Source organism: Pseudomonas sp. PDM01, assembly GCF_014852325.1.
In the GTDB taxonomy this organism is placed as follows: Bacteria; Pseudomonadota; Gammaproteobacteria; order Pseudomonadales; family Pseudomonadaceae; genus Aquipseudomonas; species Aquipseudomonas migulae.
The window spans coordinates 424349-442931 of the sequence record NZ_JACVBK010000002.1; the positions used below are offsets into that span (position 1 = coordinate 424349).

The window sequence follows — 18583 nt, forward strand, 5'->3', positions numbered from 1 at the left end:
TCACCTTACTCAGCCGTCAACGGTTAAGCAGGTGCAGCCAAAACCCAACTGCAAAAAGGAGAGCGCTATGCGCACTGTCATTTTGCGTCGTGGTCTGGTCGCTCTGTTTGCTGCGGCTGTAACCTTCGGCGCCATTACTCAAGCACAAGCTGAAACCCTGCGGATCGGCTATCAAAAGTACGGCACCCTGGTGCTGCTCAAAGCCAAAGGCACCCTGGAAAAACGCCTCGCCGCCCAAGGCGTCGATGTGCAATGGACTGAATTCCCCGGCGGCCCGCAGCTGCTTGAAGGCCTGAACGTAGGCTCCATCGACTTCGGTGTCACCGGCGAAACGCCTCCGGTATTTGCTCAAGCGGCGGGCGCCGATCTGCTCTACGTCGCCTACGAACCGCCTGCGCCGCACAGCGAAGCGATCCTGGTGCCGAAGGACTCGCCGATCAAATCGGTGAAGGACCTCAAGGGCAAGAAAGTCGTGCTCAACAAAGGCTCCAACGTTCACTACCTGCTGGTCCGCGCGCTTGAAGACGCCGGCCTCAAATACACCGACATCCAGACCGTCTTCCTGCCGCCGGCCGATGCCCGCGCCGCGTTCGAGCGTGGCAGTGTCGATGCCTGGGTCATCTGGGACCCGTACCAGGCCGCCGCCGAGAAGCAGCTGCAAGCGCACACCCTGCGCGATGGCAAGGGCATCGTCGACAACCATCAGTTCTACCTGGCGACCAAGCCTTACGCACAGAAAAATCCTGAGGTGATCAAGACCCTCGTGGAAGAAGTGCGCGCCGTCGGCGAATGGTCCAAGGCCAATCCTGAAGACGTGACCAAACAGGTCTCGCCACTGCTCGGCTTGCCGGAAGACATCACCCTGACCTCGGTGAAACGCCAGGGCTACGGAGCGTTGTTCCTGACCCCGGAAGTGGTCGCTGCGCAACAGAAAATCGCCGACAGCTTCTACCAGCTCAAGCTGATTCCGAAGCCGCTGAGCATCAAAGACGTGATCTGGACGCCGCCGGCAGCCGTTGCCAAAGCGCAGTAATTCGATTCCCCAAGGAGACCACTCCATGAGCCTCAATATCTTCTGGTTCCTGCCTACCCACGGCGACGGCCATTACCTTGGCACCGCCGAAGGCGCTCGCGCCGTAGACCACGGTTACCTGCAACAAGTCGCGCAAGCGGCGGATCGCCTGGGCTTCGGCGGGGTGCTGATTCCCACCGGTCGCTCGTGCGAAGACTCGTGGCTGGTAGCTGCGTCGCTGATCCCGGTGACCCAGCGTCTGAAATTCCTTGTCGCCCTGCGCCCCGGGATCATTTCCCCGACGGTGGCTGCGCGTCAGGCCGCGACACTGGATCGTCTGTCCGGCGGTCGTGCGCTGTTCAACCTGGTGACCGGCGGTGATCCGGAAGAATTGGCCGGCGATGGTTTGTTCCTGACCCACGAAGAGCGCTATCAGGCTTCGGTGGAATTCACCCGCATCTGGCGTCGCGTGCTGGAAGGCGAAACCGTCGATTACGACGGTCAGCACATCAGCGTGAAAGGCGCCAAGTTGCTCTATCCGCCGATCCAGCAACCGCGTCCGCCGCTGTACTTCGGCGGCTCGTCGGAAGCCGCGCAAGACCTGGCCGCCGAGCAAGTGGAAATGGTCCTGACCTGGGGCGAACCGCCGGCCGCCGTGGCCGAGAAGATCGAACAGGTTCGCGCCAAAGCCGCGAAGCTTGGCCGCACGGTGCGCTTCGGTATTCGCTTGCACGTGATCGTCCGTGAAACCAATGCCGAAGCCTGGCAAGCGGCGGATCGACTGATCTCGCACCTGGACGACGACACCATCGCCCGCGCTCAGGCTTCCCTGGCGCGCTTCGATTCCGTGGGCCAGCAACGCATGGCTGCGCTGCATGGCGGCAGTCGCGACAACCTGGAGGTCAGCCCTAACCTGTGGGCCGGTGTTGGCCTGGTGCGTGGCGGTGCCGGTACTGCACTGGTCGGCGACGGTCCGACCGTGGCCGCCCGCGTGAAGGAATACGCGGACCTGGGCATCGACACCTTCATCTTCTCCGGTTATCCACACCTGGAAGAGTCGTACCGCGTCGCCGAGTTGCTGTTCCCGCACCTGGACATCGAGCGTCCGGAATTGCCGAAAAGCGCCGGTTACGTCAGCCCGTTCGGCGAGATGGTCGCCAACGACATTCTTCCCAAAGCTGCGTCCCAGAGCTGAGGCGCGCCATGAAAAGAATCATCCACAACTTTGCGCCCTGGGCGTTGCCGATTTTGCTGTTGGCGGTGTGGCAGTTGTCGGTGTCGGCGGGCTGGTTGTCGACACGGATTCTGCCGGCGCCGATTGCCGTGATCGAAGCCGGGGTGAGCCTGGTGCGCAGCGGTGAAATCTGGACGCACCTGGCCATCAGCGGCTGGCGTGCGGCGCTGGGCTTCACCATCGGTGGCGGCATCGGCCTGGCGCTGGGCTTCATTACCGGCCTGTCGAAATGGGGCGAGCGCCTGCTCGACAGTTCGGTGCAGATGATCCGCAACGTGCCGCATCTGGCGCTGATTCCGCTGGTGATCCTGTGGTTCGGCATCGATGAGTCGGCGAAGATTTTCCTGGTGGCGTTGGGCACCTTGTTCCCGATCTACCTCAACACCTACCACGGCATTCGCAACGTCGACCCGGCGCTGGTGGAGATGGCGCGCAGCTACGGCTTGTCCGGTTTCAGTCTGTTTCGTCAGGTGATTCTGCCGGGTGCATTGCCTTCGATTCTGGTCGGCGTGCGTTTTGCGCTGGGCTTCATGTGGCTGACCTTGATCGTTGCTGAAACCATTTCCGCGAGCTCCGGCATTGGCTACCTGGCAATGAACGCCCGAGAGTTTTTGCAGACCGACGTGGTGGTGCTCGCGATCCTGATGTACGCGGTGCTGGGCAAACTGGCCGACCTCGCGGCCCGTGGACTTGAACGTGTGTGGCTGCGCTGGCATCCGGCGTATCAAGTTGCCAAAGGAGGTGCCGCATGACCGCTCAACAACCTCCACGCCTGCTGCGCGGGATTCCGCTGGTGGTGCGCAAGCTGCAAAAAACCTTCGGTTCGCGGCAGGTGCTGCGCGAGATCGATCTGCACATTCCGGCCGGCCAATTCGTCGCCGTGGTGGGTCGCAGTGGTTGCGGCAAAAGTACCTTGCTGCGATTGCTCGCCGGTCTCGACAAACCCACGGGCGGTGAATTGCTCGCCGGTTCCGCACCGCTGAGTGACGCACGGGAAGATACCCGGTTGATGTTCCAGGAAGCACGTCTGCTGCCGTGGAAAAAGGTCATCGACAACGTCGGCCTCGGGCTCTCGGGAAACTGGCGGCCACAAGCGCTGGAAGCGTTGGAGTCGGTGGGTCTGGCGGACCGCGCCAATGAATGGCCGGCGGCCTTGTCCGGCGGGCAGAAGCAGCGTGTGGCCCTGGCCCGCGCGCTGATTCATCAACCGCGCCTGCTGTTGCTGGACGAACCGCTGGGCGCGCTGGATGCCCTCACCCGGATCGAAATGCAGCAACTGATCGAACGGCTCTGGCAGAAGCACGGTTTCACCGTGTTGCTGGTGACCCACGACGTCAGTGAAGCGGTGGCGATTGCCGATCGGGTGATCCTGATCGAAGAGGGCGAAGTCGGCCTCGACCTGCACGTGGAACTGCCGCGCCCTCGGGTTCGGGGTTCGCATCGGCTGGCGGCGCTGGAAACCGAAGTCCTCAATCGCGTCCTCGCGCTGCCCGGCCAGCCGCCGGAACCGGAACCTGTTTCACCCTTGCCTACGCAATTGCGTTGGGCTCAATAACTCAAGCCTCATCCAACGACAGGAATCAACATCATGACTATCAAAGCCATCAACGTTCGTAACCAGTTCAAAGGCTCGATCAAGGAAATCGTACTGGGTGACGTGCTGTCGGAAATCGACGTGCAAACCGCTTCCGGCATCGTCACGTCGGTGATCACCACCCGCTCGGTGAAAGAGCTGGAGCTGGTGGTCGGCAGCGAAGTGATCGCGTTTGTGAAATCCACCGAGGTGTCGATCGCCAAGTTGTAAGGGCGTGCGCCAACAACAACCCCGGAGGGCGTGAGCCCTTCGGGGTTTTTTGTGCATGTCTTGAACTCAGCTGTGTGGCCATCGTCGGAACGCCGCCCGGAGCCGGCTCACTCCCACATTTGGAATGCATTCCCCTGTGGGAGCGAGCCTGCTCGCGATGAGGCCGGTGCAGCTGAAAAATAATCAGGCAGGAATAGCACGCTTGGGCAAATACGGCGGCAAATACAGCCCCAAATACGCATCAAACACCCGCATCCCTTCCTCGGCCATGCGCGGAGTGATCTGCCCATGCTGCTGCACCGACCGCGCATACACCCGATCACCCAGCTCCATGGCCAGCGCAAACACATCAACGTCAGTCGGCAATTTAGGCAGTTCGAAATGATGATCGAACAGCTTGTGCATCAGGTCGCCCAGCTCAATGTCGTGCTGACGGTCGGCCTGGGTGACTTCGGTCAGGCCATGCTGCGCGAGGATCAATTGGCGGGCGGCGGCGTCTTCGTCGTAGATGTCGAGCATGCGTTGTTCCACCAGCCGCGACAGGTCGCGCCAGCCGTTGAGCGCATCGTGGTCGATGGGCGCTTGCAGGCAGGCGCGAAAAGCCGCGTGGACGTCGGCGGTCAGCGCTTCGAGCAGGGCCGGGACGCTGGCGAAAAAGTGGTAGACCGAGGAGGGCGGGATTTCCGCGCGTTCGGCAACGCTGTAGATCGACAGACTGGCCACGCCCTCGGCGGCCAGCAGCGTGCGGGCGGCATCGAGTATCGAATCGATCCGGGCCTGGCTGCGGGCGCGGGGTTTGCGTGGGGTGGCGAGTCGGGTCATTGAAGTCTCCTGCGGGGCAGCGGGCATTGTACGAGGCGGGTGGCACCTTGTCTGTATGGGCACCGCTGCCCGAATTGACTGTCAGGACTGTTTAGCCTCCGACGTGCACACTCCGACCGTTCAAGGGTTGAACTGGGCGTGAATTCATCGGATAGAGCACCTGGAAAGCCTCCAGTTGCGCGCGGGAAATTTCCAATGGAGTGGTCAGCACATTCCAGCGCACGCCTTCGGTACAGGGAGGTGTTGTGAGGGAGCCCATGTAGGAATAGGCGTTATGGTTTGCAGGTAATAACTGCACAACGTTAATCGCCTCCAGGTTCGCAGTGCCACCTGTATTTTTTGGCATGGCTGCCAGGACAGTCTCCAGGTTCGGGTTGTGAGCACCCTCTTCAAACACCACGGCCACCACGGCCAGTTCGCCTGCGGCATTGCGATGAACCAGGTGTGCGTCCATCGGGAAGATGCGCCCCTGGATCATTTCTTCACTTGGCGTATGGAAATGCAGTTGTACCAAGGAGTAATGACCGGAGGCCAGATTGATTCCTCCGGCGTTCTCTGGAGTTACTTGAATCGTATGACCGTTGTTCACTACCGTGGCTTTGCCTGAATGATAGGTAAAGTTCAGAGGCTCCAGATCGGTTTTGACCGCGTCACGAATATCAATGGGCGACTGTGTTTGGCCTGACGAGCAGAGGCTGTACTCGCTCTTCAGTTCACCCCAGTTTTGTGGGCCGGTGGGGGCGGAATAGCTCCATGGGGCCGTGTCGCCAGCGGTTGCCCAGGCGGTCGTGCACAAACTGGCGACGATCAGAGTCATGGCTGTACCCAATCGCTGTTTTTTCATTTTTGTTCTCACACGTAGTCAGGGAAACGGAAAGAGTTCCGGAGTCTAGAGTGTGAGGTGGTGGTCAGGGGACAGATGTCGTTAGCGTCTGACGAATTCGTAGGAGTTTTCTTTGGTTTTTGGTCGCAAGCACTCCATAACAAATCGCGAGCAAAAAAAACGCCGCAAGCTGTGAAGCCTGCGGCGTTGTTTTCACTGCAACCGCTTAAACGGTATGCAGATACCAGTTGTACTCAAGGTCGGAGATGGAGTGTTCAAACTCCTCCAGCTCACTTTCCTTGCAGGCCACGAAGATATCGATGTATTTCGGATCGATGTACTTGGCCATGACTTCGCTGTCGTCCAGCTCGCGCAATGCGTCGCGCAGGTTGTTCGGCAGGCTTTGCTCGTTCTGCTCGTAGGAGTTGCCTTCCACGGGTGCGCCCGGCTCGATTTTGTTGGTCAGGCCGTGGTGCACGCCCGCCAGGACCGAAGCCATCAGCAGGTACGGGTTGGCGTCGGCGCCGGCTACACGGTGTTCGATGCGCACGGCATCGGCGGCGCCGGTGGGTACGCGAATCGCTACGGTGCGGTTGTCCAGGCCCCAGCACGGCGAGTTCGGCACATAGAACTGCGCGCCGAAACGACGGTAGGAGTTGACGTTCGGGCAGAGGAAAGCCATCTGCGCCGGTAGGGTCTCGAGCACACCGCCGATCGCGTGACGCAGTGCGGCGTTCTGCTCGGGATCCTCGCTGGCAAAAATGTTTTTGCCGTCTTTATCAAGAATCGAAATGTGGACGTGCAGACCGTTACCCGCCTGGCCCGGGTAAGGCTTGGCCATGAAGGTGGTGTCCATCTCATGGTCGTAGGCGATGTTCTTGATCAGGCGCTTGAGCAGGACCGCGTAGTCGCAGGCCTTGATCGGGTCGGCCACGTGGTGCAGGTTCACTTCGAACTGCGCCGGGGCACTTTCCTTGACGATGGCGTCGGCCGGGATGCCTTGCTCTTTTGCACCTTCCAGAATGTCCTGGAGGCAGTCGACGTATTCGTCGAGGTCGTCGATCAGGTAGACCTGTGTCGAGTGCGGGCGTTTACCGGAAACCGGCGAGCGAGGTGGTTGCGGACGGCCGTTCACGTTCTCCTGGTCGATCAGGTAGAACTCCAGCTCGAACGCGGCGCAGATGGTCAGGCCCATTTCGTCGAACTTGCGCACCACGTTGGCCAACACTTCGCGCGGGTCGGCGAAGAATGGCTCGCCTTCGAGTTCGTGCATGGTCATCAACAGTTGCGCGGTAGGGCGCTTCTGCCAGGGCTCATTGCACAGGGTGTCGGGGATTGGATAGCAGATTCGGTCAGCATCGCCGATGTCCAGGCCCAGGCCGGTGCTTTCCACCGTCGAGCCGTTGATATCCAGAGCAAATAGAGAGGCCGGCAGGTTGATGCCTTTCTCGTAAACCTTGTGGAGGCTGGTGCGTTCAATGCGCTTGCCGCGCACCACACCATTCATATCCGCAATCAGAAGGTCAACGTACAGAACCTCAGGATGTTCCTTAAGGAACGCGTTCGCTTCGTTAAGCTGAACGGCACGCGGGGGTACCGACATGATGCAACACCTTTGTTGTTAAAAATATCAATCATTGATCTCTTCGGATTCCAGTCAACCCGAACGGCATGCCGAAGTCAAGCGAGGCCTTTTTTGCCCTAAAAAAGCGCCCGTGAGGCTTTTTTGAGGCACTTTGGGGCGTTTTTATGCCTTTGAATGCTTTGCCGTCCGCGGGCTTGAGCGGGCCGTGTTGTATTTTTTACGGGGGTGTTGTGTAAAAAAATGAACAAGGCTAAGCTCGATTCAAACCCATAACAGCAATAATACCGGGGTGCTTCATGTCTCGCCTGCCGTTAATCGGCGTCGCCGTCTGCTCTAAGCAGATCGGTCTGCATGCTTATCACATCAGTGGCGATCGTTACGCTCACGCCAGGGCCCGTGTTGCCAAAGGCGTGCCGTCGACTCTTCCTTCCCCGGCAAACCGGCTGGTTCCGTCCGATATTCTGGACGGTCTGCGCGACATTCTCTTTACGGGTTGTCCTTCCAATATAGAACCGTTTTACCTGGCTGGCCCGACCAACGTGTCGGTCATTGCTCGTGATTCTGCACGCCTTGCATTGTTCCCGTTCACCCATGCCGTCGTCGAGGCAGGTATTTGTGTGCGGCAATTGCAGTGGCAATCTGTACCAAGCGACGCCCGTGCGTCAAACAACGCCTGACTTATAAGAGTCAGGAAACTCAGCCTAAGAGGCATTTATGAGTAACAACCTCGACCAGCTCACCGATTGGTTGAAAGACCACAAGATCACAGAAGTCGAATGCATGATCGCCGACTTGACCGGGATCACCCGGGGCAAGATTTCGCCGACCAACAAGTTCATTGCTGAAAAAGGCATGCGCCTGCCCGAGAGCGTTCTGTTGCAGACCGTGACCGGCGACTATGTCGAAGACGACATCTATTACGAACTGCTCGACCCGGCCGACATCGACATGATCTGCCGTCCCGACTCGAATGCAGTGTTCCTGGTGCCATGGGCCATAGAGCCGACCGCCCAGGTGATCCACGACACTTATGACAAGCAAGGCAACCCGATCGAGCTGTCGCCGCGCAACGTGCTTAAAAAGGTTCTGAAGCTCTATTCCGACAAGGGCTGGCAGCCAATCGTGGCGCCGGAAATGGAGTTTTACCTGACCAAGCGTAGCGACGACCCCGACTACCCGCTGCAACCGCCAATCGGTCGCTCGGGGCGCCCGGAAATCGGCCGCCAGTCGTTCTCGATTGAAGCGGCCAACGAATTCGATCCGCTGTTCGAAGACGTCTACGACTGGTGCGAACTGCAGGAGCTGGACCTCGACACGCTGATCCACGAGGACGGCACGGCGCAGATGGAAATCAACTTCCGTCACGGCGATGCCCTGTCCCTGGCTGACCAGATCCTGGTGTTCAAACGCACCATGCGCGAAGCCGCGCTCAAGCACGACGTTGCCGCCACTTTCATGGCCAAGCCGATGACCGGCGAGCCGGGCAGCGCAATGCACCTGCACCAGAGCATCATCGACATCGAGACCGGCAAGAACGTCTTCTCCAATGAAGACGGGACCATGAGCCAGTTGTTCCTGCATCACATCGGTGGCTTGCAGAAACTGATCCCCGAGCTGTTGCCGCTGTTCGCCCCGAACGTCAACTCGTTCCGCCGCTTCCTGCCGGATACGTCGGCGCCGGTGAACGTGGAGTGGGGCGAAGAGAACCGCACCGTGGGCCTGCGGGTGCCGGATGCCGGGCCGCAAAACCGTCGGGTGGAAAACCGCCTGCCGGGGGCTGATGCCAACCCGTACCTGGCGATTGCCGCGAGCCTGCTCTGCGGTTACATCGGCATGGTCGAAGGCTTGAACCCAAGTGCGCCGGTGGTGGGGCGCGGCTATGAACGCCGCAACCTGCGCCTGCCACTGACCATCGAGGACGCGCTGGATCGCATGGAAAACAGCGCGACCATCGAGAAATACCTGGGCAAGAAATTCATCACTGGCTACGTCGCGGTCAAGCGGGCCGAGCATGAAAACTTCAAGCGCGTGATCAGCTCCTGGGAGCGGGAATTCCTGCTCTTCGCCGTCTGATGCGCCGGGCGCCGCTGCTTTTGGCGGCGCCTTTCACCGAAATCTTAGGAGAGTTCGCATGACCAGCAACAACCCGCAAACCCGTGAATGGCAAACCCTGAGCAACGATCACCACCTGGCCCCGTTCAGCGACTTCAAGCAGCTGAAAGAGAAAGGCCCGCGGATCATCACCAACGCCAAGGGCGTTTACCTCTGGGACAGCGAAGGCAACAAGATCCTCGACGGCATGGCCGGCCTGTGGTGCGTAGCGATCGGCTACGGTCGCGATGAACTGGCTGATGCCGCCAGCAAGCAAATGCGCGAGTTGCCTTACTACAACCTGTTCTTCCAGACTGCTCACCCGCCGGTGCTCGAGCTGGCCAAGGCCATTGCCGACATCGCGCCAGAAGGCATGAACCATGTGTTCTTCACCGGTTCCGGCTCCGAAGGCAACGACACCATGCTGCGTATGGTCCGCCACTATTGGGCGATCAAGGGCCAGCCGAAGAAGAAAGTCATCATCAGCCGCAAGAACGGTTATCACGGCTCCACCGTGGCCGGCGCGAGCCTGGGTGGCATGACGTACATGCACGAACAAGGCGACTTGCCGATCCCGGGCATCGTCCACATCGCCCAGCCTTACTGGTTCAGTGAAGGCGGCAACATGACACCGGAAGAGTTCGGTGTGTGGGCAGCCAATCAGCTGGAAGAGAAGATTCTGGAAATCGGCGTGGACAACGTCGGTGCCTTTATTGCCGAGCCGATCCAGGGTGCCGGTGGCGTGATCATTCCGCCAGACACCTACTGGCCGCGCATCAAGGAAATCCTCGCCAAGTACGACATCCTGTTCGTGGCGGACGAAGTGATCTGTGGTTTCGGCCGCACCGGTGAGTGGTTCGGTACCGATTTCTACGGCCTCAAACCCGACATGATGACCATCGCCAAAGGCCTGACGTCCGGCTACATCCCGATGGGTGGCCTGATCGTGCGTGACGAAGTGGTGGCGGTGCTCAACGAGGGCGGCGATTTCAACCACGGTTTCACCTATTCCGGGCACCCGGTGGCGGCGGCGGTGGCGCTGGAAAACATCCGCATCCTGCGCGAAGAAAAAATTATCGAGCGCGTTCATGCAGAAACGGCACCTTACTTGCAGAAACGTTTGCGGGAACTGAGCGATCACCCGTTGGTGGGGGAAGTGCGCGGGGTGGGGCTGTTGGGGGCCATCGAACTGGTTCAGGACAAGGCCACGCGCAAGCGTTACGAAGGCAAGGGCGTCGGCATGATCTGCCGCACATTCTGCTTCGACAACGGCCTGATCATGCGTGCCGTCGGCGACACCATGATCATTGCTCCGCCACTGGTGATCACCAAGGCTGAAATCGATGAGCTGGTGACCAAGGCACGCAAGTGCCTGGACCTGACCCTGAGTGCGTTGCAGGGCTAAGTGCTAGGCTCTGAGCGGGAGACATGAAACTTTCGCTCAGGGCAGTCGCAAACGGCGGCCTTTCCTTGAAAGACCGCCACCGATCTTGCCAGACTAGCCGCGGTTCCAGTTGCCCGGGTTTGGCCGCTGAACAAAGTGGTTCAAAAAAGAAAAAATTTGGAGCATTACGCATGAAGGCATTAGGAAAAAAGCTTGCTGGCAAGACACTTCTCGCCATGTCCCTGATGGGCATTATGGCGGGTGCGGTTCAGGCGGACGACAAGGTGTTGCACGTCTATAACTGGTCCGATTACATCGCTCCGGACACCATCAAGAAGTTCGAAACCGAGTCCGGCATCAAAGTCGTTTACGACGTATTCGACAGTAACGAAACCCTGGAAGCCAAGTTGCTGGCAGGCAAGTCCGGTTACGACATCGTCGTACCGTCGAACAACTTCCTGGCCAAGCAGATCAAGGCCGGCGTTTACCAGAAGCTGGACAAGTCCAAGCTGCCTAACTGGAAGAACCTGAACACTGACCTGCTCAAAGCGGTATCGGTGAGCGACCCGGGCAACGAACATGCCTTCCCGTACATGTGGGGTTCGATCGGTATCGGCTTCAACGCCGAGAAGGTCAAGGCAGCACTGGGCGCCGATGCACCGACCAATTCCTGGGACCTGTTGTTCAAACCTGAAAACATCGCGAAGTTGAAATCGTGTGGCGTCAGTTTCCTTGATTCGCCAACCGAGATGATTCCGGTGGCGTTGCACTACCTGGGCTATCCAACCGACAGCCAGGACAAAAAACAATTGGCCGAAGCCGAAGCGCTGTTCCTGAAGATTCGTCCTTCGGTTGGCTACTTCCACTCGTCCAAGTACATCTCCGACCTGGCCAACGGCAACATCTGCGTAGCCGTGGGTTACTCGGGTGACATCTACCAGGCCAAAGCGCGCGCCGCCGAAGCCGGTGACAAGGTGAAAGTCAGCTACAACATTCCGAAAGAAGGTGCCGGCAGCTTCTACGACATGGTCGCCATCCCTAAAGATGCCGAAAACGTCGAAGGCGCCTACAAGTTCATGACCTTCCTGCAAAAGCCGGAAATCATGGCTGAAATCACCAACGCGGTACGTTTCCCGAACGGTAACGCGGCGGCCACCCCTCTGGTCGAAAAAGAAATCACCGAAGATCCGGGCGTCTACCCGCCTGCCGATGTGCTGGCCAAGCTGTACGCGATTGCCGATTTGCCGGCCGCGACCCAGCGGATCCTGACTCGCAGCTGGACCAAGATCAAATCCGGTAAGTAAGTAGCAAAACCCTTGTAGGAGCGAGCCTGCTCGCGATGAACCTGAGAGCAACGCTGGGTGTCAGGCACCCAGCGTCATCATTGACGACCATCGCGAGCAGGCTCGCTCCTACAGGTATCCGTATAAAAGTTTTGCTGGAACGGTTTTTCGAGGGTAAGTTGCGCGCCGGTTTTGTTGCTGGGCAGCTACGACTGTCATGTAACGCGGGGCAACTTGGGCCCAACTAATTTTAGAGGACCTCCACTTGCCTATTTTTTCTTTGTTGCGCAATGCATTGCTGGCCGGTGCCGGACTGACGATGGCTGTCAGTGTCCAGGCTGCCGGCACGGTGCATATTTATAACTGGTCGGACTACATCGGCGAGACCACCCTGGCCGACTTCCAGAAAGAGACCGGTATCAAACCGGTGTATGACGTTTTTGATTCCAACGAAACCCTGGAGGGCAAGTTGCTCGCCGGGCGTACCGGTTATGACGTGGTCGTGCCGTCGAACCACTTCCTCGGCAAGCAGATCAAGGCCGGTGCTTTCCAGAAACTCGACAAGTCGAAGTTGCCGAACTACTCGAACCTCGACCCCGTATTGCTCAAGCGTCTGGAACAAAACGATCCGGGCAACTTGTACGCCGTCCCTTACCTGTGGGGCACCAACGGCATCGGTTACAACGTCGACAAGATCAAGGCTGTGCTGGGCGTCGACAAGATCGATTCCTGGAGCGCGGTGTTCGAGCCGGAGAACATCAAGAAGCTGCAGAGTTGCGGCGTGGCGTTCCTCGACTCCGCCGATGAAATGATGCCGACGGTCCTCAACTACATGGGCCTGAACGCCAACAGCACCAACCCCGAAGATTACAAAAAGGCTGAAGCCAAGTTGCTGGCGGTGCGGCCTTACGTGACTTACTTCCACTCCTCCAAATACATCGCGGATCTGGCCAACGGCGATATCTGCATCGCGATCGGTTTTTCCGGCGACATGTTCCAGGCTCGCAACCGTGCGGCTGAAGCGAAGAAAGGCGTGAACATCGCCTACACCATTCCCAAAGAGGGCGGTGCGCTGTGGTTCGACATGCTCGCGATTCCGAAGGATTCGGGCAACGTCAAAGAGGCCCACGCCTTCATCAACTATTTGTTGAAACCCGAGGTGATCGCACAGGTCAGTGATTCTGTTGGCTATGCGAACCCCAACCCTGGCTCGGACAAATTGATGGAGCAGTCCATCCGCACCGACGAGTCGGTTTATCCACCGCAAGCAGTCCTCGACAAGACCTACGTGTCGGTCGAGTTACCACCAAACATTCAACGTTTGATGACCCGCAGCTGGACCAAGGTCAAGTCGGGCAAATAGCTTCAGGGCTCAAACTATCCAGGTTGGCTCACCTTGAGCGAACTGCACTCTTTTTTTTGGGAGTTTCGTAAATGGCAGTTGCCTCCGGCGCCTATAAGAAAGCCCTCGAGGGCGACCAGTCACCTAAACAGGTGCTGGTCAAAATCGACCGGGTCACGAAGAAGTTCGACGAGACGATTGCCGTGGACGATGTGTCCCTGGAAATCAAGAAAGGCGAGATTTTCGCCCTGCTCGGCGGTTCGGGATCGGGCAAGTCCACGTTGCTGCGCATGCTCGCAGGCTTCGAACGGCCCACGGAGGGGCGCATTTTCCTCGATGGCGTAGACATCACCGACATGCCGCCCTACGAGCGGCCGATCAACATGATGTTCCAGTCGTACGCCCTGTTCCCGCACATGACCGTGGCGCAGAACATCGCCTTCGGCCTCAAGCAGGACAAACTGCCTGCGGCTGAAATCGATGCCCGCGTGGCCGACATGCTCAAGCTGGTTCAGATGACCCAGTACGCCAAGCGCAAGCCGCATCAGTTGTCCGGTGGTCAGCGTCAGCGTGTGGCCCTGGCGCGTTCGCTGGCCAAGCGACCGAAGCTGTTGCTGCTCGACGAACCGATGGGTGCGCTGGACAAGAAGCTGCGTTCGCAAATGCAGCTTGAGCTGGTCGAGATCATCGAGCGCGTCGGCGTAACTTGCGTCATGGTGACCCACGACCAGGAAGAGGCCATGACCATGGCCGAGCGCATCGCGATCATGCACCTGGGCTGGATCGCCCAGATCGGCAGCCCGATCGACATCTACGAAACCCCGACCAGCCGCCTGGTCTGCGAGTTCATCGGCAACGTCAACATCTTCGACGGTGAAGTGATCGACGACGCCGAAGGCCATGCGACCATCACCTGCAAAGACCTGGATCGCCAGATCTACGTGGGCCACGGCATCAGCACCTCGGTGCAGGACAAATCCGTGACCTACGCGATCCGTCCGGAAAAACTGCTGGTGACGCCGGACATGCCGACCTGCGAATACAACTGGTCCAGCGGCAAGGTGCACGACATCGCCTACCTCGGTGGCCACTCGGTGTTCTACGTCGAGTTGCCGAGCGGCAAGATCGTCCAGTCGTTCGTCGCCAACGCCGAACGCCGCGGTCAGCGCCCAACCTGGGGTGACCAGGTTTACGTGTGGTGGGAAGACGACAGCGGCGTGGTACTTCGCTCATGAACATGCGCAAATTTAAACGCCGCCTCAATCGAATAATTCCCGGTGGCCGTCAGCTGGTCATCGGGGTTCCGTTCCTCTGGCTGTTCATGTTCTTCATGCTGCCGTTCTTCATCGTCCTGAAGATCAGCTTCGCTGAAGCCGACGTGGCCATTCCGCCGTACACCGAGATCTACAACTTCGTAGACCAGAAGCTGCAGGTGCTGCTCAACCTCGGCAACTACGCGATGCTCGGCGACGATGAGTTGTACATCGCCGCTTACCTCGGTTCGTTGAAGATGGCGCTGATCAGCACCATCCTCTGCCTGCTGATCGGTTACCCGATGGCCTACGCCATCGCCAGTGCCCGCAAAGAGCTGCAAACGGTGCTGGTGCTGCTGATCATGATGCCGACCTGGACCGCGATCCTGATCCGCGTTTACGCGTGGATGGGCATTCTCAGCAACAACGGTCTGCTCAACGGTTTCCTGATGAGCATGGGCTGGATCGACGAACCGCTGCAGATCCTCAACACCAACCTGGCGGTGTACATCGGCGTGGTTTATTCGTACCTGCCGTTCATGATCCTGCCGCTCTACGCCAACCTGGTGAAGCACGACAACAGCCTGTTGGAAGCCGCATCCGACCTCGGTTCGAGTACGTTCAACAGCTTCTGGAAGATCACCATTCCGCTGTCCAAGAACGGCATCGTCGCCGGTTGCATGCTGGTGTTCATTCCAGTGGTGGGCGAGTTCGTGATCCCGGAACTGCTGGGCGGTCCGGAAACCCTGATGATCGGTAAAGTGCTCTGGCAAGAGTTCTTCAACAACCGTGACTGGCCGGTGGCGTCTGCCCTGGCGGTGGTGATGCTGTTGATCCTGATTGTGCCGATCATCCTGTTCAACCGCAGTCAGGCCAAAGAAATGGAGGGTAAAGAATGAAGCGCTTCCGTTTCTCGAGTTTCATGCTGATCGCGGGTTTGCTGTTTATCTACGCGCCGATGCTGATCCTGGTGATCTACTCGTTCAACGCCTCGAAACTGGTGACGGTGTGGGGCGGCTGGTCGATCAAGTGGTACGTCGGCCTGATGGACAACACCCAACTGATGGGCTCGGTGGTGCGTTCGCTGGAAATCGCCTGCTACACGGCGATTGCCGCTGTGGCGCTGGGCACGTTGGCCGCATTCGTCCTGACCCGCATTACCCGCTTCAAGGGCCGCACGTTGTTCGGCGGCCTGGTCACCGCGCCGCTGGTGATGCCCGAAGTGATCACCGGTCTGTCGCTGTTGCTGCTGTTCGTGGCCATGGCGCAGATGATCGGTTGGCCACAGGAACGCGGCATCGTCACCATCTGGATCGCCCACACCACGTTCTGTGCGGCGTATGTGGCGGTGGTGGTGTCGGCGCGCTTGCGTGAGCTGGACCTGTCCATCGAAGAGGCCGCCATGGATCTCGGGGCGAAGCCGTGGAAGGTGTTCTTCCTGATCACCATCCCGATGATCGCGCCATCCCTGGGGGCGGGCGGCATGATGTCGTTCGCCCTGTCGCTGGATGACCTGGTGTTGGCCAGCTTCGTGTCGGGGCCGGGGTCGACGACCTTGCCGATGGAAGTGTTCTCGGCGGTGCGTCTGGGCGTGAAGCCTGAGATCAACGCCGTGGCCAGCCTGATTCTGCTGGCGGTGTCGTTGATGACCTTCCTGGTCTGGTTCTTCAGCCGCCGCGCCGAAGAAAGCCGCAAGCGTGCGATTCAGCAGGCCATCGAAGAAAGCGCTGCCGATTCGTGGAAGCAACCGGACGTGCGTCGCGCGCAGCAGGCGCCGGAAGCGGCTTAAAGCGTTGGCCACAATTACGTGGCCAACCCCGATCCAATGTGGGAGCGAGCCTGCTCGCGATAGCGGTGTAACAGTCACCATTACAGGTGACTGTTATTGCCTCATCGCGAGCAGGCTCGCTCCCACATTTGCTTTATGCAGCCCAAGGGGACTTGCGGATGATCTCGACGAAGTTCATCGGCTTGAACCCTGGCTCGCTGTCCACCAGCACATCCGCGTTCACCGTACCGAACGTGGTGTCCGGCTTGTGCTTGAAGCCGTTGGCGAACGCACACAGGATGCACTCCTTGAACCCCTCGCCCCGTGGATGCGCGTGCACCACCGCCTCACGCTGCGCCGTGGGAAATGCCGCGTAGTCGATCCCCAGCACATCCATTTCAACGCCCGCCGTCACCAATGCCACGTTGGGGCGCAGGTGATGCACTACGTTCGGCGTGGTGTGCAGGGCAATCGACAACCACACCTGCTCAATGTCGTCATCGCTCAGGCCATAAGGCTTAAGAAACGCTTTGGCGGCGTTGGCGCTATCGACTTCGAAGCGTTCATCGTCGCTGCGATGACCTTCCACCAGACCCAGGTCATGGAACATCGCGCCGACGTACAGCAGCTCCGGGTTGTAGGCCAGTTGCTTGCGTTCACCGCTCAATGCGCCGAACAGAAACACCCGGCGCGAGTGGTGATAAAGCAGGTCGGATTCGACGTCGCGAATGTATTCCGTGGTGGCCCGGGCCAAAGCGCTGTCGGGGATTTTGATGCCGGCGATGGTGCTGCTCATGGTGCTGTCCTCGTGGGGAACGCCGTGGCGGCGCTGATGGGACAAGTCTGTTCCCGACCCCAAAACCGGACAATCGATCCATGGCTGCGATCCTTGCCAATGAGCATGCAAATCGCGCCAACCTCGCTTGTTGAGCGCGGATTGGCTACGGTTGAGGTCCTGCGCATGGATTTACGTCATGCGCACACCTTGTAGGAGCCGGCTTGCTGGCGATGGTATGTCAGCAACATTGATGTCGACTGACCCTCCATCGCCAGCAAGCCGGCTCCTACAAAGTCTGCGTGCATCGAGGGTGTTCCTTGTTATGAGTAAAACCGTTGCCATCGTGGTGTTCGCCGGCGTTCAGTCCCTGGACGTCACCGGCCCCATGGATGTGTTTTCCGAGGCCAATCGTTTCCTCGCGCCGCAGGATCACTATCAACTGGAGGTGATCGGCGTCGAGCGCGGTGTGATGCCGTGCTCCAACGGTTTATCCCTTAATGCCCATCGGCATTTCAGCGAGGCGCTGGGGGCGTACGACTTGTTGCTGGTGGCCGGTGGGCCGCAGTTGCCGTTCATGGATTTCGGCGCGGCCTTCGATGCCTGGCTGCGCGATGCCAGCGCGCTGGCGCAACGGTTCGGCTCGATCTGCAACGGTGCATTCATGCTCGCCCGGGCAGGCTTGCTCGAAGGGCGGACGGTGACGACTCATTGGGGGGATGCCGCTGCACTTGCGGCATTGTGCCCTTCGACGCAGGTCGAGGCTGATCGCTTGTACGTGCAGGACGGCGAGCTCTATACCTCGGCCGGGGTCACGGCGGGGATCGATCTGTCGTTGTACTTGTTGGCCCGGGATCATGGGCCGGAAGTGGCGCTCAGCGTGGCCAAGCGGCTGGTGGTGTTCACGCAGCGCTCGGGCGGGCAATCGCAGTTCAGTCCATTCCTCACTCCCCACGCTGAGCCGACGTCGGCGGTGGCGATGGTTCAGCATTATGTGCTGGCCAACCTGACCGGCGATCTGACCATTGCTGACCTGGCCAACGCCGCCAACATGAGCGCCCGCAACTTTTCCAGGGTGTTTGCCAAAGAGGCGAAGGTCACCCCGGCGGAATTCGTCGAACGAGCGAGGGTGGATGCAGCGCGGGTGATGCTCGAAAGCACCGTCGCGCCGTTGAAGACGGTGGCGTATCAGTGCGGGTTTCGCGATGCGCAGCATATGCGCAGCGTGTTCAATCGCCGGTTGGGGGTTACGCCGCAGCAGTTCAGGTTGAATTTTGCGGCGATGGTTTGAACGCATGAATATGCGTTGTTCTTGCGGGCCTCATCGCTAGCAGGCTAGCTCCCACAATGGATCTGCGTGCACAGGACCACTGTGGGAGCCAGCCTGCTGGCGATGAGGCCAGTCCA

The 18583-nt window shown here is 59.3% G+C and carries 17 protein-coding genes and 1 pseudogene; 14 read left to right on the forward strand and 4 right to left on the reverse strand.

The window, feature by feature from the left end; translation table 11 throughout:
- Nucleotides 1–67 precede the first annotated feature (67 nt).
- The 5 genes from IB246_RS06500 to IB246_RS06520 are packed head-to-tail and all read left to right on the forward strand — an operon-like array spanning nt 68 to nt 4050.
- Nucleotides 68–1033, forward strand: coding sequence for a sulfonate ABC transporter substrate-binding protein (locus IB246_RS06500; protein ID WP_008026015.1), 966 nt, complete (start codon nt 68–70; stop codon nt 1031–1033).
- Nucleotides 1034–1058: 25 nt separating this feature from the next.
- Entirely contained in the window at nt 1059–2207 is a 1149-nt protein-coding gene (ssuD, locus tag IB246_RS06505) for an FMNH2-dependent alkanesulfonate monooxygenase (RefSeq protein WP_008026018.1), read from the forward strand.
- Between the two features lie 8 nt (nt 2208–2215).
- Complete coding sequence (ssuC, locus tag IB246_RS06510) at nt 2216–2998, forward strand: aliphatic sulfonate ABC transporter permease SsuC (RefSeq protein ID WP_008040745.1); 783 nt, start codon at nt 2216–2218, stop codon at nt 2996–2998.
- The gene (gene ssuB, locus IB246_RS06515; RefSeq protein ID WP_008040746.1) at nt 2995–3801 is read left to right on the forward strand and encodes an aliphatic sulfonates ABC transporter ATP-binding protein; all 807 of its coding nucleotides are present in this window, start codon (nt 2995–2997) and stop codon (nt 3799–3801) included. The genes ssuC and ssuB overlap by 4 nt, the downstream gene beginning before the upstream one ends.
- A gap of 33 nt (nt 3802–3834) precedes the next feature.
- Nucleotides 3835–4050 (forward strand): TOBE domain-containing protein, encoded by a 216-nt coding sequence (locus IB246_RS06520; protein ID WP_003229256.1) that lies wholly within the window; start codon nt 3835–3837, stop codon nt 4048–4050.
- A gap of 183 nt (nt 4051–4233) precedes the next feature.
- Here the strand turns inward: IB246_RS06520 and IB246_RS06525 are convergent, their stop codons facing one another.
- The 3 genes from IB246_RS06525 to IB246_RS06535 form a co-directional block, all read right to left on the reverse strand.
- Nucleotides 4234–4872: a TetR/AcrR family transcriptional regulator gene (locus IB246_RS06525; RefSeq protein WP_008040751.1), complete on the reverse strand. Its 639-nt coding sequence runs from the start codon at nt 4870–4872 to the stop codon at nt 4234–4236.
- Between the two features lie 91 nt (nt 4873–4963).
- A complete protein-coding gene (locus IB246_RS06530; RefSeq protein WP_225609015.1) occupies nt 4964–5689 on the reverse strand; it encodes a carbonic anhydrase in 726 nt (241 codons plus the stop codon).
- Between the two features lie 232 nt (nt 5690–5921).
- On the reverse strand, nt 5922–7298 hold the full coding sequence (locus tag IB246_RS06535; protein WP_008026026.1) for a glutamine synthetase family protein: 1377 nt from the start codon (nt 7296–7298) through the stop codon (nt 5922–5924).
- 278 nt (nt 7299–7576) lie between these two features.
- Here IB246_RS06535 and IB246_RS06540 point away from each other — a divergent pair.
- The 8 genes and pseudogenes from IB246_RS06540 to IB246_RS06575 all read left to right on the forward strand — a co-directional run.
- Nucleotides 7577–7900 (forward strand): annotated as a pseudogene (locus IB246_RS06540) (gamma-glutamyl-gamma-aminobutyrate hydrolase family protein); the annotation flags it as partial.
- Between the two features lie 94 nt (nt 7901–7994).
- Nucleotides 7995–9353 (forward strand): glutamine synthetase family protein, encoded by a 1359-nt coding sequence (locus IB246_RS06545; protein WP_008026030.1) that lies wholly within the window; start codon nt 7995–7997, stop codon nt 9351–9353.
- Between the two features lie 58 nt (nt 9354–9411).
- Nucleotides 9412–10776: an aspartate aminotransferase family protein gene (locus IB246_RS06550; protein WP_008040754.1), complete on the forward strand. Its 1365-nt coding sequence runs from the start codon at nt 9412–9414 to the stop codon at nt 10774–10776.
- Nucleotides 10777–10946: 170 nt separating this feature from the next.
- Nucleotides 10947–12059: a polyamine ABC transporter substrate-binding protein gene (locus tag IB246_RS06555; RefSeq protein WP_008026034.1), complete on the forward strand. Its 1113-nt coding sequence runs from the start codon at nt 10947–10949 to the stop codon at nt 12057–12059.
- Between the two features lie 244 nt (nt 12060–12303).
- Nucleotides 12304–13401, forward strand: a complete 1098-nt coding sequence (locus IB246_RS06560) for a polyamine ABC transporter substrate-binding protein (protein WP_008026036.1) — start codon at nt 12304–12306, stop codon at nt 13399–13401.
- 71 nt (nt 13402–13472) lie between these two features.
- A complete protein-coding gene (locus tag IB246_RS06565; RefSeq protein ID WP_008026038.1) occupies nt 13473–14615 on the forward strand; it encodes an ABC transporter ATP-binding protein in 1143 nt (380 codons plus the stop codon).
- 35 nt (nt 14616–14650) lie between these two features.
- Nucleotides 14651–15532 carry an ABC transporter permease subunit gene (locus IB246_RS06570; protein WP_177318183.1) on the forward strand — a complete coding sequence of 294 codons (882 nt, stop codon included), beginning with the start codon at nt 14651–14653 and terminating at the stop codon, nt 15530–15532.
- Nucleotides 15529–16422 (forward strand): ABC transporter permease subunit, encoded by an 894-nt coding sequence (locus tag IB246_RS06575; RefSeq protein ID WP_008026042.1) that lies wholly within the window; start codon nt 15529–15531, stop codon nt 16420–16422. Before IB246_RS06570 ends, IB246_RS06575 begins: the two co-directional genes overlap by 4 nt.
- Nucleotides 16423–16555: 133 nt before the next feature.
- On the opposite strand, the gene IB246_RS06580 is transcribed toward IB246_RS06575, so the two are convergent.
- Nucleotides 16556–17197, reverse strand: coding sequence for an HD domain-containing protein (locus tag IB246_RS06580; protein WP_008040755.1), 642 nt, complete (start codon nt 17195–17197; stop codon nt 16556–16558).
- A gap of 304 nt (nt 17198–17501) precedes the next feature.
- On the opposite strand from IB246_RS06580, the gene IB246_RS06585 reads away from it, so the two are divergent.
- Complete coding sequence (locus IB246_RS06585) at nt 17502–18467, forward strand: GlxA family transcriptional regulator (RefSeq protein WP_008040757.1); 966 nt, start codon at nt 17502–17504, stop codon at nt 18465–18467.
- The last annotated feature ends 116 nt before the right edge of the window (nt 18468–18583 follow it).

Excerpts from the sequence above, each read along its gene's own strand:
- IB246_RS06565 (WP_008026038.1), top strand. The coding sequence starts at position 13,473 with ATGGCAGTTGCCTCCGGCGCCTATAAGAAAGCCCTCGAGGGCGACCAG.
- ssuC (WP_008040745.1), top strand. The coding sequence starts at position 2,216 with ATGAAAAGAATCATCCACAACTTTGCGCCCTGGGCGTTGCCGATTTTG.
- IB246_RS06525 (WP_008040751.1), bottom strand. The coding sequence starts at position 4,872 with ATGACCCGACTCGCCACCCCACGCAAACCCCGCGCCCGCAGCCAGGCC.
- IB246_RS06585 (WP_008040757.1), top strand. The coding sequence starts at position 17,502 with ATGAGTAAAACCGTTGCCATCGTGGTGTTCGCCGGCGTTCAGTCCCTG.
- ssuB (WP_008040746.1), top strand. The coding sequence starts at position 2,995 with ATGACCGCTCAACAACCTCCACGCCTGCTGCGCGGGATTCCGCTGGTG.
- IB246_RS06530 (WP_225609015.1), bottom strand. The coding sequence starts at position 5,689 with ATGACTCTGATCGTCGCCAGTTTGTGCACGACCGCCTGGGCAACCGCT.
- IB246_RS06555 (WP_008026034.1), top strand. The coding sequence starts at position 10,947 with ATGAAGGCATTAGGAAAAAAGCTTGCTGGCAAGACACTTCTCGCCATG.
- IB246_RS06580 (WP_008040755.1), bottom strand. The coding sequence starts at position 17,197 with ATGAGCAGCACCATCGCCGGCATCAAAATCCCCGACAGCGCTTTGGCC.
- IB246_RS06520 (WP_003229256.1), top strand. The coding sequence starts at position 3,835 with ATGACTATCAAAGCCATCAACGTTCGTAACCAGTTCAAAGGCTCGATC.
- IB246_RS06575 (WP_008026042.1), top strand. The coding sequence starts at position 15,529 with ATGAAGCGCTTCCGTTTCTCGAGTTTCATGCTGATCGCGGGTTTGCTG.
- IB246_RS06550 (WP_008040754.1), top strand. The coding sequence starts at position 9,412 with ATGACCAGCAACAACCCGCAAACCCGTGAATGGCAAACCCTGAGCAAC.
- IB246_RS06545 (WP_008026030.1), top strand. The coding sequence starts at position 7,995 with ATGAGTAACAACCTCGACCAGCTCACCGATTGGTTGAAAGACCACAAG.
- IB246_RS06535 (WP_008026026.1), bottom strand. The coding sequence starts at position 7,298 with ATGTCGGTACCCCCGCGTGCCGTTCAGCTTAACGAAGCGAACGCGTTC.
- ssuD (WP_008026018.1), top strand. The coding sequence starts at position 1,059 with ATGAGCCTCAATATCTTCTGGTTCCTGCCTACCCACGGCGACGGCCAT.
- IB246_RS06500 (WP_008026015.1), top strand. The coding sequence starts at position 68 with ATGCGCACTGTCATTTTGCGTCGTGGTCTGGTCGCTCTGTTTGCTGCG.